Genomic DNA, 18,763 nt, shown 5'->3' on the forward strand with positions numbered 1-18,763 from the left:
TTCCTTGTCTCATCTGATCCTGCTGGTTGGATGGTCCGTGCTGCTCGCGTGAAGAAAAACTTTGACAGCATATTGATATGTGATATACAAGACACATGCACAAGCGCAGCTATAGATTCGATGGTCGTTCTATTGCCGCAGCGGCGTGCTTCCTGCCTTGTCGATGTCGCTAACGACATCCGATCTTATCCCATTGCCATCCGCATTGAGCTATAGCTGACCCACAAAGTCACGGTGCCTTGTATGGTTTCGTGTACCTGAAATCTGCGCATTCTCCTGGTTGTTCCGCAGTGTGAATTTGTGCGTCTCGGCTCGCCCTTGATCTGCGTGCATTTGCACGTGCAGCCAGCACATTCTCACGCTCCGGGAGATAAAAATGATTTCAAAAAAAATTTCCGCCCTCTTGTTTGCATTTTTCCTGTTCGTATTGCCAGTGCCCTTCATCTTTGGGCAGACACTCACCAGTGCAACCGTTGTTGGCACGGTGAGAGACACGAGCGGCGCGGTTCTAGCAGGTGCCACAGTCCGCATCCGACAGCCTCAGACAGACGCTATCAGTACAACCGTCAGCGGCTCGACCGGACAGTATCGCTTTCCGTTTCTCAAGCCTGGCGATTATGAGATTTCAGCGGAGGCCAACGGGCTATCGGGAGCACGAGTGATTGTTCATCTGCTGGTGGGGCAGGAGCAGTCTGTCGATCTGGCGCTTTCGGTGGCGTCCGTGAGCCAGACGGTTCACGTGGAAGCCGGCAACTCTCTGCTGCAAACAGAAAATGGAAATAACCTGACCGACTACAACATGCATTACGTGGAAAATACACCCGTCAATGGTGGCGACATCACCAATGTCGCGTTTTCAACGCCGGGTGTGCGCGTGAATGTTGGCGGCGGCAACACCAACTTCAATGTCAACGGCCTTCCCTTCAGCTCGGTGCTTTTTACCTACAACGGCGCCGACATTGTCGAACCCTACAACCTGAACAACAAGTCGGGATCGAGCAACAACACGCTGGGGCAGAACGATGTCGCGGAAGCATCGGTAATCACGAATGCCTATAGCGCACAATATGGGCGCATGGCCGGCGCGCAGGTGAACTACATCAGCAAGTCGGGCACCAACCGGTTCCACGGCAACCTGGTGGAAAATTACAACGGCGACGTGCTGAATGCGAATGACTATTTCAGCAACGCGTCGGGCACGCCGCGCGGCCGTTCCGTGGCCAACCAATACGCCGGCTCGCTTGGCGGGCCGATCAAGAAAGACAAGATCAACTTCTACTTCAACTATGAGGGCCTGCGTTACGCGCTGCCGACCAACCAGGTGGTTTCTCTGCCGTCGACGGCATTGCAGAGCTATGTTCTGGCGGAGTTGCCGAGTGCATCCGTGCCATATTATCAGGACCTTTTCAAGTTGTATAACGCGGCGCCCGGAATTAACCGCGCTGTTGTCGTGACGAATGGGACGGGGCAACTGCAGGATGGCACGGGCAACTCAGGCTGCGGAAAGAATAACGGTCTGACCGGAGTTGCGGTGCCGGGCGGAGGAGGCGCTACGTTCGGCGGTACTGACGGCGTTTCGTGCGCGGTGGCGTTTGTTTCCACGGCGTCAAGCGTGAACACGGAATATCTGACGAGCGGTCGCGTGGACTGGAATATCGACACCAAGCAGAAGCTCTACTTTCGCATCAGCCGCGATTACGGAGTTCAGGCCAGCAGCACCAGTCCGATCAGCCCGTTGTTCGACGGCTTCAGCCCGCAGCCGTGGGTGATTCCGCAACTGAACTATACCTACGCCATTACGCCGAACCTGGTGAACAACCTGGTGCTGAACGGCAATTACTACACGGCCGTGTTCTACGGATCGAGCAACTTTCAGCAATCGCAGGCGGCGCTTCCGCTTGCGTTCAGCTTCACAGATGGCGGCGCGGGAGACGCGGGCTTCCAGGCTCTGGGGCCGGCAGCGCCGGAAGGCCGTCTGGGCCAGCAGCTCGGCATTATCGACGATCTTTCATGGACGCATGGAAAGCACACTTTGCAATTCGGCGTGAACAACCGCAACAACCGCATTACGAGCACCGCGAACCAGGCGGGAACAGTGATTGGGACCTATGCATTCGGCAGCGTTGCTGACTTCGCTGATGGCAACATTGCGGATGCTAAGAATTACAACAGCTTCACGCAGTCGTTTCCGCTACTGCCCACGGTTCACCTTCGCGTTGACTCGCTGGGCTTTTATGGGCAGGACGAATGGGCGATTCTGAAGAATCTGAAGCTGACCTACGGCGCCAGGTTCGAATACCAGGGAAATCCCTGGTGCAAGGAAGCGTGCTACTCGCGTGCGAATACGGAGTTTCTGGCGAACGGCTATGAGGCGGGAAGCAATGTGGCATACAACGCGACACTGCAGACGGGCATTCACACGGACTTTACGCACTTCGAAGGTGTGATTCCAGAGCCGCGCGTCGCTGTTGCTTACTCGCCATTCGGAGAAGGCAAAACTGTGGTTCGCGGCGGCATCGGACTGTTTGCCAATACGATTGCCGCCAGCATTGCCGCCAACGTTTACGGAAATGCTCCGAACAAGTTTTCGCCAAAGGTGACGAACGGCATTGTGGGCCTGACAAGCGACAGCGGCTCATCGCAGGCTACCGCTATTGCCTCCAACACCGCATTTCAGACGGGTTTCTCGCAGGGCGATACGCTGAATGAACTCCAGGCAGCAGTGCCGAGCGGGGTCACATTTTCTACACCTACTCTTTACGTAAACCCTAATCGCTTTCATACCATCAAGACACTGGAGTGGAGCTTTGAGGTTGAGCAGCCGCTGACGCATCGCGATGTGTTTTCCATTGCGTATGCCGGCAATCACGGCTACAACGAGCCGCTTTCCAACACCGCGGCAAATGGCTGGGCCGCAAACGGATTCGGCGGCCTGCCAACTGCGATTCCCGATCCTCGCTTCTCTACTGTCACGCAGATCTTTGACGAGGGCTATTCGCGTTACAACGGTGTCACGCTTGTGGAACGGCACGCGTTGTCGCACAACCTGCAGGGACAGGCCAGCTACACATGGAGCAAGGCGCTTCAGCTAGGCACGATTTACAACCCCACGGTGTACGCGTTGAACGGCGCGGATGCCACCGGAACGCCGAATCAGAATTACGGTCCCACGGCGTTCGACACGCGGCATAACTTTACCGCGGATCTTGTCTACTCCACGCCGCGGCTAAGCAAGGCATATTTGAACAGGGCTCTGGGCAACTGGAAGCTGGGCGGCAAGATGTACCTCTACAGTGGCCGGCCATTCGCGGTGACAAACAGCGGCGTGAGCACGGCCAATGTGTTTTCAAGCTCGTTTACCGGCACAGTGCTTGCGGACACAACCAACAACTCGGTGCTTGGAATTCATTGCGGCAAGGGAGCCGTGACCACGCCCTGCCTGAACACCAGCGATTTCAGCCCTGCGACGGCCACGGAGACGACTGCAGCGCAGGCAGACTGGGGCAACACAAAGCCAGACAGCTTCCGCGGACCGGGCTTCGCCTCCTATTCCGCGCAACTCGGTAAAGAGATTCACGTTACCGAAAGCACGCGCTTTGAGATTGGCGCTTCCGCCTACAACTTGTTCAATCATCCGAATTTCGGCGTGCCGAACTTAGACGTAAACAAGGGGCAGACTCTGGGTACGGTCACGACAGATGTGAGCGTACCGACCAGCATTTACGGAACCGGTCAGGGAGCGATCGTCTCCGGGCGTGTTCTTGTGGTTTACGGCAAGTTCGTCTTCTAACCGCATCGAGGCCAAATTCGCGGCCTCTATCTGCATGATTTGGAGCATACGCAATGCGAAAAACACTGTTGATGATTCTGCTGGCATCGCCTGTATTGCTCGCGGCACAGGCGCAGAAGCTGACGATTGATGACTTGCTGGGCGCGGGAGTTGGAGGCGGCGGCTTCGCGCGTGGCGGCGGAGAGACGACCACGCCGGATGGGAAGTACACCGTCACACTCGACAAGGGACAGATTGCACTCAGGCCCGCAGACGGTGGAACAGAGAAGCTGCTGACATCATCGCCTGAACCAAAGTCCGAGCTTGCGTTGGCGCCGGATGGCCTGCATGTGGCTTACATCAGCAAGGGCCAGGTGTGGTCGGTCGCCCTGAATGGAGGCGATCCCGTTCAGTTGACCCACGACCCGGCAGGCCCCGGCGACCCGCGCGGCGCGACGGACCATCATCCGCAATGGAACCCGAAGGGCAAGTGGATTCTCTATGAGTCCGGCCAGAAGGGGTTCAATGAACTCTATGTGGTGAGCGAAGACGGCAAGACGCTCAACCTCCTGGCCGTGACGGAGATTTATCACGGCGCCGATGTGATCGCGAACTCCGCGCCGGATCACGGCGACGCAGTCTCTTCCGATCGCTTCGATCCGCGGCCGCAATGGGCTCCGGATGGAACACGCGTGTCCTATACGGAACGCTCGCGTGAATTTTTCTCCGGCAAGCTGAAAGTGCTTCCCTTCAACCAGAAGACTGGAAGCGCAGCCGGCACAGCCATTGATGTGTATGTGGCAAAGAATGATCCGGGCGGCGCGTGGGCTATCAATACAGCTGCATGGTCACCGGACAGCCGCACGCTTGCAGTGGTTCTGCAAGAAACGCATTGGGATAAGATCTGGACCATCCCCGCGGCTGGCGGAAAACCAACGGAGCTTACCTTCGGAACTGGCGAAGATGAAGAACCGGTGTACTCGCCCGATGGCAAGTGGATCGCATTTGAGTCCAATCGCGGCATCGCGGAAGAACGGCACATCTGGGTAGTCTCATCGTCCGGCGGCGATGCCCATCGAATCACGAACCTTAAAGGTTTTGAAAGCGGGCTGCGCTGGTCCGCGGACAGCAACTCGATTCGCTTCCAGTGGCGGTCCACGCTTGGCGCATCGGCAACATACATTGCGGCCGTCTCGGGCAAAGACGAACCGCAACTGCAGGGCTCGGTCCACCCTTCCCGCTTTGAAGAGCTCGGCATCGTGCCTGAGGTTGTGCATTACAACAGCAAGGATGGTCTCCCGTTGGCCGGGATTCTTTACAAGCCGGTGGGGTATCAAGCGGGCAAGCGTTATCCAGCCGTGATTCTTGCGCATGGCGGCCCGGAAGGCCAGGTAACTTTAAGCATCGCACCGTGGTCCATCTTTCTTGCGGACCAGGGTTATGTAGTGCTTGAGCCGAATTTTCGCGGCAGCACCGGCTACGGCGAACGGTTCCGCAACGCGAATGTCGAGGACTCCGGCGGCGGTGAGATCGATGACATCGCAGCATCGGTGAAGTACCTGGTAAATGCGGGCCTGACAGACCCCAGGCGTGTTGGAATCTCCGGCGGCAGCCATGGAGGCACTGTAGTGGCCAACGCGGTGGCAAAACTTCCGGACACGTTTGCCGTGGGCATTGAGAAATTCGGCGTGGTCGATCGCGCACTGTTCTTGCGCTACACCAATCGCAACTCCGAAATTCGCTGGGAGACCAAGATGGGCGGACCTCCGGAGAAAAAACCGGCCGTCTATCGCAAGGCCAACATTCTTCCGGACGTGGCAAATATCAAAACGCCGCTCCTGATTCTGCATGGCGAAGAAGATCCGCAGGTGCCTCCGCAGGAGTCGCAAGAGCTTGCCGCAGCGCTGAAACAAGCTGGAAAAACCTTTACCTACATCACGTATCCGGGCGAAGGTCACGGCTTCCAGCAGCGCGAACACAGGCGCGATGCGTTTGAAAAGGAACTTGCGTACCTGAACAAATATCTGCAGCCGGAATCGGCGCAATGACACGGCGCATGGACCACGAACCGAGTGATTCGAACGTGGTCCATGCCTGAGGATGGGAAATGAATTTTCGCGGCTGGCATCCATTCAAGCTTCAAATTTTCTGTGACACCGTTTTTTCTCTCACTGCAGTTGCTGTAATTGCACAACATCACAGCGATACGAGCACATATAATCCCGGCGTTCAGCCGGTGACCAATGCACCGGGCTTGCCGGCGTGGTATCCGGAGAGTTTTTTCAGTACGATTCAGCGTCGCTGAGCCTCGATGAGCCCGCTCAGCTTTGACTGTCGATGAAGGCAATCAGGCGGTCGCGCACCAATGTGATATGGCCCTGCATTGCATTGGACAAAATTGAAATCATATACACAGCGTTTCGTCAGCTTTCTTGATGAAGCTGCGTTCTTGGGCACTGGATTAATTCTCCCAATTGCTATCAAGGAAGATAGCAATTTCAATGGCGTTTCCTTGGTAGAACTGTGCGGAAGAACAATTTCTGACGTCTGAAATACTGCAACAGATTGCTTTTGCGTTTAGCGCATTGCTTCCTCTGTGTCTTTTACGCAGCGGAAGCCGATGGCGCCGGAGCGATCATAGCTGGGCGCCATGAGCAGCAGCTTGCTGTGCTGCGAGTTCAGGTATGCCTGCGGAAAGTACCATATTGAGCCGAGTGGATGGTAATGGCTGCCGCCGCGAAGAATGGCAGCCCGTGTGTGATCGTCCGTGTATTCATCCGTCCACTGCCAGACATTGCCAACCATATCCATGACACCGAAGGGGCTGGCTCCGGATGGATGCGCGTCCACGTCGTTGGCCGGAAGCATGACGCGACCGTGATCGGAAAGCGGCGCGAGAGTACTTAGCGCGTCTGCTCCAGAAGCGCAGGAGGAAATTTGCTCGGTAGGCTGGTGTGACTGCCAGTTGCAATTTCCCCAGGGATAGAGGCGTCCGTCGCTGCCTTGCGCGGCATATTGCCATTCCCACTCATGCGGCAACCGCTTGCCTGCCCATAGCGCGTAGGCGCGCGCATCCTCCAGCGAAACCCAGGTGACAGGTTTGTTTGCGGCGCCTTCGGGATAGGTTCCATTCTTCCAGTCTTTGAGAAAGTTGAGATCGTCTTTGGGATGATAGTGCGAAACATCAAGAAACTTCCGGAACTCCGCATTGGTCACCGGGTACTTGTCCATGTAAAAGGAATGGATCTGCATGGGGTGCTCGTGGAAGCGTCGCGGGCTGTCTTCCCACGGATACTGCACATCGACGCCGATGGCGTCAGCGCCTTCTATCTCGATACCTTCCACTTTGAAGTCGAAACTGCCGGATGGGACTTGCACCATGCCGGACGGCGCGGAAGATACGGTCGTGGTGGTCGGAATTTCGATGAGCTGCTGCGGGAGTTGCGTCCATTGGTTGGAGTAACTGGAGAGCGGCTTGGATGTCATCCGCGCCATCTTTGCCATTGAATCGATAAGACGCGCATCGGGCTCACCGTGAATTGCAAAGACTGCGCCGTAGCCTTGCGCTTCGATGGAAAATTCGAGCACCGACTCCGAGCCTCGATGAATGGGGGTTAACTCTACTCCATGATAGAGATCGAAGTAGCGCGTGCCGGGATCGGCGGCCACAATCGTCTGCGGGCCGCTGACGTTGTACTCGTTGCGGTTGACGATGGTCCAGACAGCTTGATTGCCAAGAGGCCAGCGGCTGGAATAGACGCCGTAGTGAAGCATGGGGTAGAACGGCTGCCAGTCAGAACTGACGAGAAAGGGAGCAACGGCGCGCTCGATGGCGGAGACGCGGCGCGTGGCCTCAGCAGCGCGCGGCGTGATGCCGTTCCATACGCCCCATACATTTTCCCAGCTCTCCCAGCCTTCGCCGTTGAAGAAGGCGAATTGCAGATCATCGGTCTTATCGCGGCCCCAACGGTCCTGGATATTGACCTGGTGACGCGGCTCAAGCCAGCGGTAGCGATCAACTGTGGGAACGAATTGAAAAGAATACTGGCCCCAGGTGAGAACATTCCACGCCAACTCTTCGTCGTTCGGGCCGCCTTCGGGCTCGAATGCGAGAGGATGATTGATTTTTTCGGCAGCGAGGGGAAATGCGAGCGGCACACCATCCTGCGTATCGCCGTTTATGCCGTCGGCGTCAATCTCTTTCATCAACGCGGCAATAGCATCTGGCCACGGCTCTCCGGGGTCATGCGTGCCCTGGTCCCACATCATCATGGGGAAGAGTACCTTGACGCCGCGGTGGTGAAAATCGGCCACCATTTTGCGGACGCCTTCCACGCCGCCAGGCATGGACCGAATCATATCGAGCTGATTGCGGTCATCTATGCCCATGTTGGGGTAAGTTGCCCAGACAAGCACGGCATCAATGCCGCCATAACGGCGATTGAGGTCGTCGAGATAGCGATCTACGGTGTAAGCGCCTGCGGTGGGGTCGTAGAAGTAACGATCATGCACCATCATTTGCGGTTGCAGGAAGGCGGACTGCGCCCACTTGAGAGCTGGAAAGTCGTATCGCTCGGCGCTGTATCCGACGCGGATGCGACGTTCAGTGCGCCAGTGCGTGATGTCCGCGAGCCAGTCACGGTAATTAGCCTGAGTGCAGGAGGCAAATCTGCCTTGCCATGCATCGCGCGTGTCGAGACAAGTGGGCGGAGGTATTTGCTGGCCGCGCGGAGCGAAGGCGGTGTCCTGTGCGGCAGAGAATGCTGCAAGCAGTCCAAAAGCAACTGCGGATTGAAGCGCAATCGAGGTGATTTTCACATGGCCTGCCGAAATTTTTATACGAACTTGCGAGCAGTGTAACGCAAATCACGCGGAAAGCATGCTGCGCTTTCCGCGTGATTTGCGATCTATCGATGTTACACGGCTCACTGGGCCAGCGTGATGGCAGCGGTGCTGGAGCCCGATGGCGCAGTGCATAGGAGGCGGTGGGAAAACAAATTGTTCAAGTGAAGTGAGCGAGCGATGAGCTATGTCATTCGATATTTATGGATGCCACAGCTACGCGCGGGAGGGAATGCAGCAGGCATGACCCGAGAAAAGGGCGTCAACGCCATCAAATTCATTGAACAGACGCAAGCTGTAAATTCAGTGCAGAAGCTGCCGCCCAGGGTCGCCAAGACACTGAGAGCCTCAAAGGAAGCGCAGGCAATTCTTACGACGGACCACAACCTAGAACTCATCAAAAGCAATCTGCCGCTCTGCGACACCTAGTTCGTTCAGCATTCTTGTGCAGGCTTTAATCATCATCGGAGGACCGCATAGATAGTATTCAGCCTGCTGAGGAGCAAGATGATTGCGCAGATAACTTTCAAGCAGAACCTCATGAATAAAGCCGGAGTGGCCCGTCCATACGTCCTCGGGAAGAGGCGAAGAAAGTGCGAGATGAAAATGGAAGTTTGGGAATCGCTCGGCCAGGTGCTCGAAGTAGTCTGCGTAGAAAATCTCCTGGCGTGAGCGCGCGCCATACCAGAAGCTGATTCGCCGAGCGCTCTGTTCGGTCTCAAGCAGGTGGGAGATATGTGCACGAAGTGGAGCCATACCTGCTCCGCCGCCGATGTAGACCATTTCCCGCTGCGTAGGCTTGATGTGAAAATCGCCAAATGGACCGATGGCTGTTACTGTATCGCCAGGCTTGAGGCTGAAGATATAGCTTGAGCCAGCGCCGGGAGCGCAATCCTGGCCCGGCGGTGGTGTTGCGATGCGCACGTTGAAGCGAAGGGTTCCTTCTGTCTGACGATTGCTTGCCAGGGAGTAATTATTGCGGCGATTTCCGCCAGGGTTGCGCGCAATCAGTTCAAAGACATGCTGCTGCTCCCATACTTTGCGGAATGGTTGGGGAATGTCAAAATCGCGGAAGCGAATTTCCTTGTATTCCGGAATATCTACCTGCAAATAATCTCCCGGAAGAAAGGCGACTTCCTCGTCTGCCTCCGGAACGAGCACAAGCTCCTTGATAAAAGTGGCGACATTCTGATTGCTCACCACACGAAACCGGTATGTATTTTGCGCGCGTGCGCCGACGCCGCCCGGCTTTGCGACATTGATTTGCAGCAGCCCACTTCGCTCCTCCATGGGATAGGTCGCGAGGCCGCGGCAAATTGGCGCACGCGCTGGTGAGCCATCCGCCAGAAAGAAGCGGCCATTATGCTTGGAACATTCAATGATGTTGCCCTTGACCAGTCCTTCACTCAGATGCACATTTCCATGCGTGCAAATGCCGTCGGTTGCATACAGTCGGCCGGCATCATCCCGATAAACCGCGTAGCTCTTCTTGCCGTGATCGAAGCGGAGCACATCTGCGCAGGCGAGACGGCTTGCATCGCAGACCTGAACCCAACCATCTGCGTCAGGAGAATCCTTTGAAATGACAATGCTTTTATTGGATCGCTTGCAAGTTTCGGGCAGCTTACGCTTGATGTGATATGCCGGATCCTTCACCTGCTTCAGAACCGCTGGAAAGATCTCTCGCCAGGCCGTAAGCAGGCTTGGATAGGGTACTGGGCAGTCCTCTTTCACCGCTTGATGCAGCTGAGGTAACGCGTGGTAAGGAACCAGCGGAAACATGTGATGCTCTACGTGGTAGTTCATGTTCCAGTAGAGAAAGCGATGCACCGGATTCATGTATACGGTGCGGCAGTTGAGCCGATGGTCTAGCACATTTTCGGCCAGGCCGGCATGTTGTGTGAGCCCATAGACCACCATGAGCCACGTGCCGAAGAGATTCGTAAGGCCGACTAACATCAGCGGCAGAATGCCTCGCATGCTTGCAGCGAGTAGGATAACCGCGATGTAAATGGCGAGATAAACACGCGCCCTGCGAAAGACTTTGGGAAACTCCATTTCAGGAATAAAGGTTTTTTCTGCCGCGGTCATTTTGCCGAAGGCATGGACTACGATATGCCGAAAATAAGAGGGGTATACAGGCAGGTTGAAGAAGGCGCCAATGAGGCGCGGAAGACTTGGCGGCCTGGGCACGGCGATTTCGGGGTCGCGGCCCACAATAATCGTATCGCTATGATGCCGCGTGTGGCTCCAGCGCCACACGATGGATTCGCGCATAACCATGAAGGATGCAATTTCATAGAGCGCGTTATTCATCCAGTCTGTTTTAAAGGCGGTACCGTGACCTGACTCGTGCCAGCGAGAATCGGAGGTAGAGGCATACAGCACGGCGTATAGAAGATATGGGATTGCAGCCCACCATGTGCCCCACAATCGCCATGTGGCGATTCCGCTGCCTATGATGAGCGCAAACCATAACAAGGTGTCGCGGATTGCCGGCCCGTCACGCCGCTCCAGCAATGTGCGCATGGTGGCGCGTGGTACATCGCATTGGTACCAGTCCGCTTCCGCGAGTCCGCGCTCAACAGCAAGCCTCGCGTTGACGCCGATCAGACTGTAATCCAACGCCAGTGTCTTTACCTCTGCGGCTTCAACAGGGACAGACATAAGAAGACTCCCTTCAGAAAATGCGTCTGCAGCCGTATAGTGATCTGGCTGCAATCGCCGCATGCATCTTCATTTCCGGGCCCGGCAGCACAGGCGCGGAGACTATTCGGGCGCTTTTAAGAAAGCTTCTTCTGTCGATCGCGCCCACTCCTCACTGGACCACTGACGTGCAATCTCTTCCAGCCGTTTGTTCTTAGTTTCGGGAACAAGCATGGCGACAACCCAGATTTCCAACAAGCAGAAGACCGCATATAGAAAGAAGGGAAAACCGTGGCCAAATCTTGCAATTAACCACGCGCTCTGATCCAGCATGGGGAACGTCTGCGAGACGGCGAAGTTCGCTGTCCAGAGCGCCGCTGTGCTAACGGCCATTACCAGACCTCGTTCGGCGGATGGGAATAACTCTGAGAGCAGAATCCATGTGACTGGCCCAACAGAAAGCGCAAAGCAGGCGATATATGACAATACACACAGGAGAAGCCATGCGGAATTGCTGCCATGCATGACGGCCCAGCCCATCGCTGTCAGACATACAAGCATTCCCGCCGATCCCCAGAGAAGCAGCGGTTTGCGTCCGATGCGATCCACGAACATCATGGCCGCAATGGTAAATAGAACGTTGACCGCGCCGACGGCAATCGTCTGCAAGAGTGCGGAGTCACCTGAATGGCTGACATGCGCAAAAATCGACGGCGCGTAATAGAGAAATACATTGATTCCAGTGATCTGCTGCAGCACCGCCAGGAGAATGCCTACAGCGTACATCCGTTTGCGATTTGGAATGGTGGCTGTTACAGGGCGTTCGGCTGCGAGGATTTCGTTCAACATCTCCGAGCCTGTGCGCGCAGCCACTTTTTCAGCTTCGGCGCGCTGACCTTTGAGCAGCAGAAAGCGTGCTGTCTCCGGCACAGTGAAAAGAAGAAGCAACAGTAATGCTGAAGGGAGCACGCCGGAGGCAAACATCCAGCGCCAGCCTATGTTTTCGTTCCATTGTGCGTCGCTGTTGCGGGCGATCAGATAGTTCACCAGATAGATCAGGAGCATGCCGAAGACGATGGCGAGCTGATTGACCGCAACCAGCTTTCCCCTCCATCGGGCCGGAGAGGATTCAGAGATATAAAGCGGGCTTATCACGGAAGCTGCACCAATTCCTAGACCGCCCAGGATGCGGAAAATTACAAGCATACCGAGGGAGTTGGCCGCGGCTGCTCCGACCGCCGAAACGAAGAAGCAGACGCCTGCGAACAGAAGGAACCGATGACGGCCATACAAATCACAACCGAACCCGGCGCCGGCCGCGCCGAAAACACAACCGGCAAGCGCGGAGCTGGCAGCCCATCCCGTGGCAGCCGCTCCCAGGTGGAAATGAGCCGATAACGGGCCAATAGCTCCGGAGATGACGGCCGTGTCGTATCCGAAAAGCAGACCGCCGAGAGCGGCGACTCCCGTCATAAGCAAAAGGAACCAGGAGTATCTTCGCGCCGGCTTCACTTTTTCCCACCTCTCTAGCAACCAGCATGGCTGATTCGTGTATTTCGGCCACGATGGCGTGTAATCCGCAATGGAGAAAAGTCTGCTCTTCGCAACAGACAATAGACAATGGCCCAGGGGACAATATATATATCCCAGATGAACCTAATGGTCGCCCTATGCGGGTGATTGGAACTGCTCATGGATGAAATTTCCGCCGAACCCAGGCGCCTGACCAAGACCTATGCCCGCTTGCAGAGAGGCCGCGTGGTGATCGGCGATGTTCTCTACGCCAAGGGCGGGAGCTTTGGACCTCGGCGTCAACCCGACTATCAGCTCGTAGTCATCCATACGGGCTTTCTTGCTTTAACGCTTGACAGTCAGGTCATTGAAGTTCCTGAAGGGCATGGAATTCTTCTGAGCCCCGGTCATCGGGAACTCTTCCACTTTGCGCCGCACAGAGAAACAAGGCACAGTTGGGTAGCCATCGAGCCGTCGCTGCTTAGCTCGGAACTGCGGCAACAGTTTGAACGCTATGGCGGTCCCCTTCCCTTCCTTGGCCGAATGGCGACGCTGCTGGATATAGCGCGGCACGACGCCGTTTCTACTTCTACTACTGATTCTCTGCATAATGCAGCCTGCGAGGCGCTGGGCATCAGTATTCTGTGTTCGTTTGCCTCAGCAGTCCGCGACCGCCGCAAAGCCTCTTATCCCGGTGAGACTGTGCTTTGGCGAATGGATCGCTTTCTTGCTGAATCGTATGCGCGCCCGCTGCAGTTAAATGACATTGCACGCGCCGCCGGAGTTTCGCGACAGCACCTGCTCAAGCTATGCCGCCTGGCGAACCGGCCCACGCCGATGGAGCAGCTTTATGCCACACGCCTGGACCTGGCCTCGGACTTGTTACTCCACACTGGCTTTTCTATCGCGGAGATTGCGGATTACACCGGTTTTACGAATCAATTTCATCTATCGCGCCGCTTTAAGCAGCGCACCGGCAAGAGCCCTTCCGCCTGGCGCGGACAAGTATGGAAGTAGCCCTGTGTCAACGTGCATTCTTAGCGGGAGATTTTAGCGAAAGCAACGAGCGCGCGTCGAGAATGTGTTCCCGCATAGCCTGTCGCGCTGCTTCCGCGTCATGCCCGCGAACTGCCGCATAAATTCGTTTGTGAAAGCTGAGCGGTTGATCGAGCGAGACGCGGTTCGACAGATGGCCCATGCTGCTCAGTAGGGTGCGATGAATTCGCTTGAACAAAAGCTGACAGATGCGGTTGCCGCTGGCGCGAAAAATCGCATCATGGAACGCCATATCCGCAGCAAGCCGCTCCTCCGTGTTTGTGGAATTCTGCATCTCTGTGACTGCTGTGCGAAGCGCATGAAGATCTTCCGTGGTGGCGCGTTCGGCAGCGCGGGCAGCAAGCTCCGGCTCAACAATCAGACGCGTCTCGAAAAGCTCATGATGGGATAGATCGTCGAGCAACACCAGAAAGTCGAGAGGCTCGTTGAGAATTGCTTCCGCGCTCGTACTGAGGTAGGTTCCATCGCCGACACGCTGCGTCAGCACTCCCATCATCTCAAGCACCTTGAACACCTGCCGCACTGAGGCGCGATTGACATGAAACTGCTTCGCCAGATCTCGCTCAGCCGGGAGCCGCGAGCCGGGCCCCAGTGCTCCGCTGGCAATCATGCCCTTGATCTCAGAGATCAAGGAAGCGGTGACACGATTCTTAGGCGAGGAACTGCCAGGTATGCGCGGCTTAACCATTGTGACATTGATTATGTCACCGTCCCACGCCGGATGGAATGGTTACCCAATTCGAGGATGCCAATAGGTTGACCAATAAACTGTAAAAATCCTGAAAGGCTCTGAAATCAATTTCCAGTTGACGCTAATATGCCGATCACCGCATAATCTTTTTCTCAATTGAAAGGATGAACCAATCGACATTATGCGCCAACTTGTGCTCACTGCTCCGGGGCGATTTCTCCCTCGCGAAGTTGAGCAGCCCTCCCGCCTGGAGGGCTGTGCGCTGCTTCGCATCAATCGTATAGGCGTATGTGGGTCGGATTTTCATGCGTTTGCTGGGCGCCACCCTGCTTACACGTATCCCCGCGTGATTGGCCATGAGCTTGCCGGAACGGTAGTGAGCGCCGAGGACAATGAGTATGGCATCCAGGTTGGCGACCATTGCGCCATTGAACCCTATGTGAACTGCGGCGAGTGCAGCACGTGCCGAATGGGCCGGCCAAACTGCTGTGAGCGCCTTGAAGTCCTTGGCGTTCACCGCGATGGAGGGATGCAGGAGATACTTGCAGTTCCTTACAGGCTTCTTCACCGCTCGGCAACGCTTTCTCTGGATGAGCTTGCGCTTGTGGAGACGCTTGGCATTGGCAGCCATGCCGTAGTGCGTAGCGGAGCGCGCAAAGGCGAGTCTGCGCTGGTGGTCGGAGCGGGGCCTATTGGTCTTGGCACGGCGCTTTTTGCGAGTGCCGCGGGCTGCCATGTGGCCATAGCGGAACAGGATCAGAGCCGACGTGAGTTTGCGAAGCGGCAAGGATTCAATACTGTTGACTCAATGGAAGACCAGAGCGCCGACATCGTTTTTGACGCAACCGGCAATGCCAAGGTAATGGCAGAGAGCCTGTACCGTGTGGCGCCGGGAGGCAGGCTGGTCTTTGTTGGCCTTACCAGCAGCCCAGTCACGCTGGACGACGGGTTCTTTCATAAGCGTGAAATTACCTTGTTGTCCAGCCGCAACAGCGCTCACCAGTTTCCACGAATCCTGCGCATGCTGGAGAGTGGCGAGATCAGCGTGAAAGAGTGGATTACCCATCGGCTTTCTATCGTTGAGGTTGCCGGTGAATTTGCTGAATTACCATCGAGGCCCGGACTCATCAAGGCCATTGTTTCGCAAGATAGCGATACGATCGAGGACAACCGATAATGGCAAGCCATTCTACAGCCATTCCTCCTGTAGATTTGGTTGTCATTGTTGTCTATATCGTGTTGATACTGGCCGTCGGGCTGATGTCGGCAAGGCGATCCCGAATTACGAGCCAGGTCTTTTTTCTGGCAGGTAGAAGCCTTGCGTGGCCGGTTGTCGGTGCTGCGCTCTTTGCTTCCAACATATCCACCATTCACCTTGTCGGCCTGACCGCTTCCGGTTATACGGATGGTCTTGTCTGGGGCAACTTTGAATGGATGGCATCGTTCACGCTGGTTCTCCTCTCGCTCATCTTTGCGCCTTTTTATTTTCGTAGCCGCATTGGAACTCTTCCGGAGTTTCTGGAACGACGCTATTCGCCCGCTTCACGCTCCATTCTTGCCTGCATGGCGATTCTTGCAGCTCTGTTCATTCATATAGGCATGAGCCTCTATGCCGGCGCGGTTGTTTTCCATCAGTTCTTTAACCTGCCCGTTGAGCTATCGGTGTTGCTGATTGCAGTGATTATCTCCGTCTACACCATCGCCGGCGGATTGAAGGCTGTAGTCATGACGGAGACAATCAACACCTGCGTTTTGCTTTTTGGCATTTGCCTTATCACTTTCTTTGCCATTCACGCGCTGCCTGCGCATGGCATTCATTCGCTTGCGGATTTTCGAGCCGCAACCCGCCCAAACCAGCTTCATGTTCTACAAACACACAGCACAGTCGGGCTGAACTGGTACGCCATTTTTCTTGGCTATCCCATCCTTGGTATCTGGTACTGGTGTACTGACCAGACGATTGTGCAGCGCGTCCTGGGCGCGCGTTCCGAGCGTGACGCGCAGTTGGGACCTATCTTTGCCGGATACCTCAAGTTTCTCCCCATGTTCCTGCTGATACTGCCGGGAGTCATCGCTTATGTTCTCTTTAAGGATCGCATTGGCTCGGATGCGAATGCCACTCTTCCTGTACTGATTGAGCAGCTCATTCCCGCGGGGCTTCGCGGTGTAATCAGTGCGGCTGTGCTTGCTGCGCTCATGAGCGCCGTCTCCGCAGCGTTGAATAGTTCCGGCACGCTTCTGGCTGTCGATCTCGTCAAACGCGTGCGGCCATCGCTTTCGGACGCGCAAGTGGTACGTGCTGGGCGCATCAGCTCTGCCATCGTGATGTTGCTCGCGATTCTGTGGTCAACGCAGGGAGCCCGCTTCACCAGCATCTTTGCGGCGATCAACATCATTGCCTCGGATCTCGCTCCGCCCATCACAACTGTCTTCCTTTTCGGCGTCTTCTGGAAACGCGGCACATATCAGGCGTCGATTGCCACGCTCATTGGAGGCCTTGCAATGGGCATTGCCGCTTTCGTTGTTGATCTTCCGGTTATCGGTAACACTCGCCTGTTGAGCGATCGACTGGGCATCAGCTTTCTGATGCAGGCATGGTGGATGTTCTGCTTGTGCAGCCTCATCTATATCGTGGTCAGTCTCGCTACGCCGCCGCCACGCCCAGAGGCTATCGAAGGACTCACCTGGCCGAATCCCATCGCGGCACTTACGCGCGAGCCGCTCAGAAGCGCCAGCGATCCTCGCATCATGTCTGCCGTTCTTCTCGGCGTTCTTATCGCAATGTACGCCATCTTTCACTGAGGCTTTATGAAGCAAAACCCACTTGGGTCCACGGGCATCTCAGTTTCCGCTATCGGCTTTGGAGCCTCATCGCTTGGCGGCGGAGTCTTTGGCCCGGTCGAAGAGGCTGATGCCATTGCGGCTGTGCATGCGGCTCTGGCGTGCGGCATCACGCTGATTGATGTTTCTCCGTTCTACGGCGATACTCGTGCCGAAAGCGTGCTGGGCAAGGCTCTCAAGGACGTTTCGCGTGACCGCTTTCTCCTGTCCACCAAAGTTGGCCGCTATGGAGATGATGTTTTCGACTTCAGTCCTGCGCGTGCGCGCAGAAGCATTGAGGAAAGCCTGGTGCGCCTTGGACTGGATTATGTCGATCTGCTGCATGTGCATGACGTTGAGTACGGAGACCTCAGCAGCATCGCCGAGCAGACGATTCCGGAGCTGCATCGCATTGCCGCATCGGGCAAGGCACGATGGATTGGCGTTACCGGCTACCCACTCGCCGCTCTGCACACGCTCACCCGCACTGCTTCTGTGGATTGCGTGCTTTCCTACAATCACTGCGCGCTGAACGATACCACACTGCTCGACCGGCTGCCGGAGTGGACACGAAGCGGCATTGGAGTCATCAACGCGGGAGCGTTTTCCCAGGGCCTGCTTGTGGGTACGGTATTACCGCTGTGGCATCCCGCTCCGCCAAATGTCCGCAAAGCTTGTGCAGATGCAGTTAACTTTCTTCGCTGCCGGGGTGCAGATCCCGCAACACTTGCTATTCAGTATGCATCCACGCAGCCCGGAATTGCCTCGACCCTGATCGGAGTTATTAACGCCCATCAGGTGGAAGCAGCAGTGCGCGCAGCCGAAACTCCAATTGACGACGAATTGCTTCGCGAGGCACTGGGCATCCTGGAGCCAATTCATAACCATACATGGAAGACAGGACGTGCGGAGAACAACTAAATTTATATGTGCTGTATCTCTTCTATCTGGCTCCTGCGCTTCCCTGTTCACGATTCATGAAGAACTATTCACCAGGAACTTTCCAAGAGAATTGACAGAGCTTCTGCAAAAAAAATCAAGAGCTTTCTCTTACTGGTAAAGTAAGAGCGAGAAAGAAGATGCCATTGACCACAAACAGTCTCAGAACTATCGTTTCCGACGCCCACTTTCTCGTCCCGGCCGCCGTCCTTGTGCTGGGCATTCTACTGCTTGTCATTTTGAGTTAAACGGAGCTTCGGGCCTATGAGTCATACACCTGGCCATCATGAAGAGAGCCATCTGCATTGGCTCGGCATCTATTGCGCGCTTGTCGCCGGAGCATGGCTTGGCGCTGCGGAGGCGCCAACAAAACTCGTCACAATTGGCCTTTCGCCGTTTGCCATATCTCTCTGCATGGTGACAGGCGTATTTGTCGCGCGCTGGACCTTTCCCACGCTGCTCAAAGGCACCGGCTACATCTTCAGCGA

Annotated in this window: 12 protein-coding genes and 1 pseudogene; 9 read left to right on the forward strand and 4 right to left on the reverse strand. The window is 55.9% G+C overall.

The window, feature by feature from the left end; all coding sequences use genetic code 11:
• The first annotated feature begins 376 nt into the window (after positions 1 to 376).
• From ABSG47_RS04365 to ABSG47_RS04375, 3 genes are read left to right on the forward strand one after another with little or no spacing between them, the layout of a single operon-like run.
• A complete protein-coding gene (locus ABSG47_RS04365) occupies positions 377 to 3,790 on the forward strand; it encodes a TonB-dependent receptor (protein ID WP_424166891.1) in 3,414 nt (1,137 codons plus the stop codon).
• 53 nt (positions 3,791 to 3,843) lie between these two features.
• Complete coding sequence (locus tag ABSG47_RS04370; protein WP_424166894.1) at positions 3,844 to 5,817, forward strand: S9 family peptidase; 1,974 nt, start codon at positions 3,844 to 3,846, stop codon at positions 5,815 to 5,817.
• A 59-nt stretch (positions 5,818 to 5,876) separates the two neighbouring features.
• The gene (locus tag ABSG47_RS04375) at positions 5,877 to 6,074 is read left to right on the forward strand and encodes a hypothetical protein (protein ID WP_424166897.1); all 198 of its coding nucleotides are present in this window, start codon (positions 5,877 to 5,879) and stop codon (positions 6,072 to 6,074) included.
• A 272-nt stretch (positions 6,075 to 6,346) separates the two neighbouring features.
• Here ABSG47_RS04375 and ABSG47_RS04380 read toward each other — a convergent pair whose 3' ends face one another.
• Positions 6,347 to 8,587 (reverse strand): formylglycine-generating enzyme family protein, encoded by a 2,241-nt coding sequence (locus tag ABSG47_RS04380; RefSeq protein ID WP_424166900.1) that lies wholly within the window; start codon positions 8,585 to 8,587, stop codon positions 6,347 to 6,349.
• Positions 8,588 to 8,854: 267 nt separating this feature from the next.
• On the opposite strand from ABSG47_RS04380, the gene ABSG47_RS04385 reads away from it, so the two are divergent.
• Positions 8,855 to 9,040 carry a hypothetical protein gene (locus ABSG47_RS04385; protein WP_424166903.1) on the forward strand — a complete coding sequence of 62 codons (186 nt, stop codon included), beginning with the start codon at positions 8,855 to 8,857 and terminating at the stop codon, positions 9,038 to 9,040.
• Here the strand turns inward: ABSG47_RS04385 and nqrF are convergent.
• Both nqrF and ABSG47_RS04395 read right to left on the reverse strand, forming a co-directional pair.
• Positions 8,999 to 11,278 carry an NADH:ubiquinone reductase (Na(+)-transporting) subunit F gene (gene nqrF / locus ABSG47_RS04390; protein WP_424166906.1) on the reverse strand — a complete coding sequence of 760 codons (2,280 nt, stop codon included), beginning with the start codon at positions 11,276 to 11,278 and terminating at the stop codon, positions 8,999 to 9,001. The two genes, ABSG47_RS04385 and nqrF, sit on opposite strands and share 42 nt — an antisense overlap.
• A 102-nt stretch (positions 11,279 to 11,380) precedes the next feature.
• Complete coding sequence (locus ABSG47_RS04395) at positions 11,381 to 12,769, reverse strand: sugar porter family MFS transporter (RefSeq protein WP_424166909.1); 1,389 nt, start codon at positions 12,767 to 12,769, stop codon at positions 11,381 to 11,383.
• A 180-nt stretch (positions 12,770 to 12,949) separates the two neighbouring features.
• On the opposite strand from ABSG47_RS04395, the gene ABSG47_RS04400 reads away from it, so the two are divergent.
• Entirely contained in the window at positions 12,950 to 13,786 is an 837-nt protein-coding gene (locus ABSG47_RS04400) for a helix-turn-helix transcriptional regulator (RefSeq protein ID WP_424166912.1), read from the forward strand.
• 7 nt (positions 13,787 to 13,793) lie between these two features.
• Here ABSG47_RS04400 and ABSG47_RS04405 read toward each other — a convergent pair whose 3' ends face one another.
• Positions 13,794 to 14,513, reverse strand: a complete 720-nt coding sequence (locus ABSG47_RS04405; protein WP_424166915.1) for a FadR/GntR family transcriptional regulator — start codon at positions 14,511 to 14,513, stop codon at positions 13,794 to 13,796.
• Positions 14,514 to 14,697: 184 nt separating this feature from the next.
• Here ABSG47_RS04405 and ABSG47_RS04410 point away from each other — a divergent pair, with 184 nt between their 5' ends.
• The 4 genes and pseudogenes from ABSG47_RS04410 to ABSG47_RS04425 all read left to right on the forward strand — a co-directional run.
• Positions 14,698 to 15,693: a zinc-binding alcohol dehydrogenase family protein gene (locus ABSG47_RS04410; protein ID WP_424166917.1), complete on the forward strand. Its 996-nt coding sequence runs from the start codon at positions 14,698 to 14,700 to the stop codon at positions 15,691 to 15,693.
• On the forward strand, positions 15,693 to 17,318 hold the full coding sequence (locus ABSG47_RS04415) for a sodium:solute symporter (RefSeq protein ID WP_424166920.1): 1,626 nt from the start codon (positions 15,693 to 15,695) through the stop codon (positions 17,316 to 17,318). The genes ABSG47_RS04410 and ABSG47_RS04415 overlap by 1 nt, the downstream gene beginning before the upstream one ends.
• 6 nt (positions 17,319 to 17,324) lie before the next feature.
• On the forward strand, positions 17,325 to 18,257 hold the full coding sequence (locus ABSG47_RS04420) for an aldo/keto reductase (RefSeq protein ID WP_424166923.1): 933 nt from the start codon (positions 17,325 to 17,327) through the stop codon (positions 18,255 to 18,257).
• 282 nt (positions 18,258 to 18,539) lie between these two features.
• Positions 18,540 to 18,763 (forward strand): annotated as a pseudogene (locus ABSG47_RS04425) (EamA/RhaT family transporter); the annotation flags it as partial.

Source organism: Occallatibacter sp., assembly GCF_049510455.1.
Lineage (GTDB): Bacteria > Acidobacteriota > Terriglobia > Terriglobales > Acidobacteriaceae > Telmatobacter.

Coding starts and splice junctions, on each gene's coding strand:
- ABSG47_RS04365 (WP_424166891.1), top strand. CDS start 377: ATGATTTCAAAAAAAATTTCCGCCCTCTTGTTTGCATTTTTCCTGTTC.
- ABSG47_RS04370 (WP_424166894.1), top strand. CDS start 3,844: ATGCGAAAAACACTGTTGATGATTCTGCTGGCATCGCCTGTATTGCTC.
- ABSG47_RS04375 (WP_424166897.1), top strand. CDS start 5,877: ATGAATTTTCGCGGCTGGCATCCATTCAAGCTTCAAATTTTCTGTGAC.
- ABSG47_RS04385 (WP_424166903.1), top strand. CDS start 8,855: ATGACCCGAGAAAAGGGCGTCAACGCCATCAAATTCATTGAACAGACG.
- nqrF (WP_424166906.1), bottom strand. CDS start 11,278: ATGTCTGTCCCTGTTGAAGCCGCAGAGGTAAAGACACTGGCGTTGGAT.
- ABSG47_RS04400 (WP_424166912.1), top strand. CDS start 12,950: ATGGATGAAATTTCCGCCGAACCCAGGCGCCTGACCAAGACCTATGCC.
- ABSG47_RS04405 (WP_424166915.1), bottom strand. CDS start 14,513: ATGGTTAAGCCGCGCATACCTGGCAGTTCCTCGCCTAAGAATCGTGTC.
- ABSG47_RS04410 (WP_424166917.1), top strand. CDS start 14,698: ATGCGCCAACTTGTGCTCACTGCTCCGGGGCGATTTCTCCCTCGCGAA.
- ABSG47_RS04415 (WP_424166920.1), top strand. CDS start 15,693: ATGGCAAGCCATTCTACAGCCATTCCTCCTGTAGATTTGGTTGTCATT.
- ABSG47_RS04420 (WP_424166923.1), top strand. CDS start 17,325: ATGAAGCAAAACCCACTTGGGTCCACGGGCATCTCAGTTTCCGCTATC.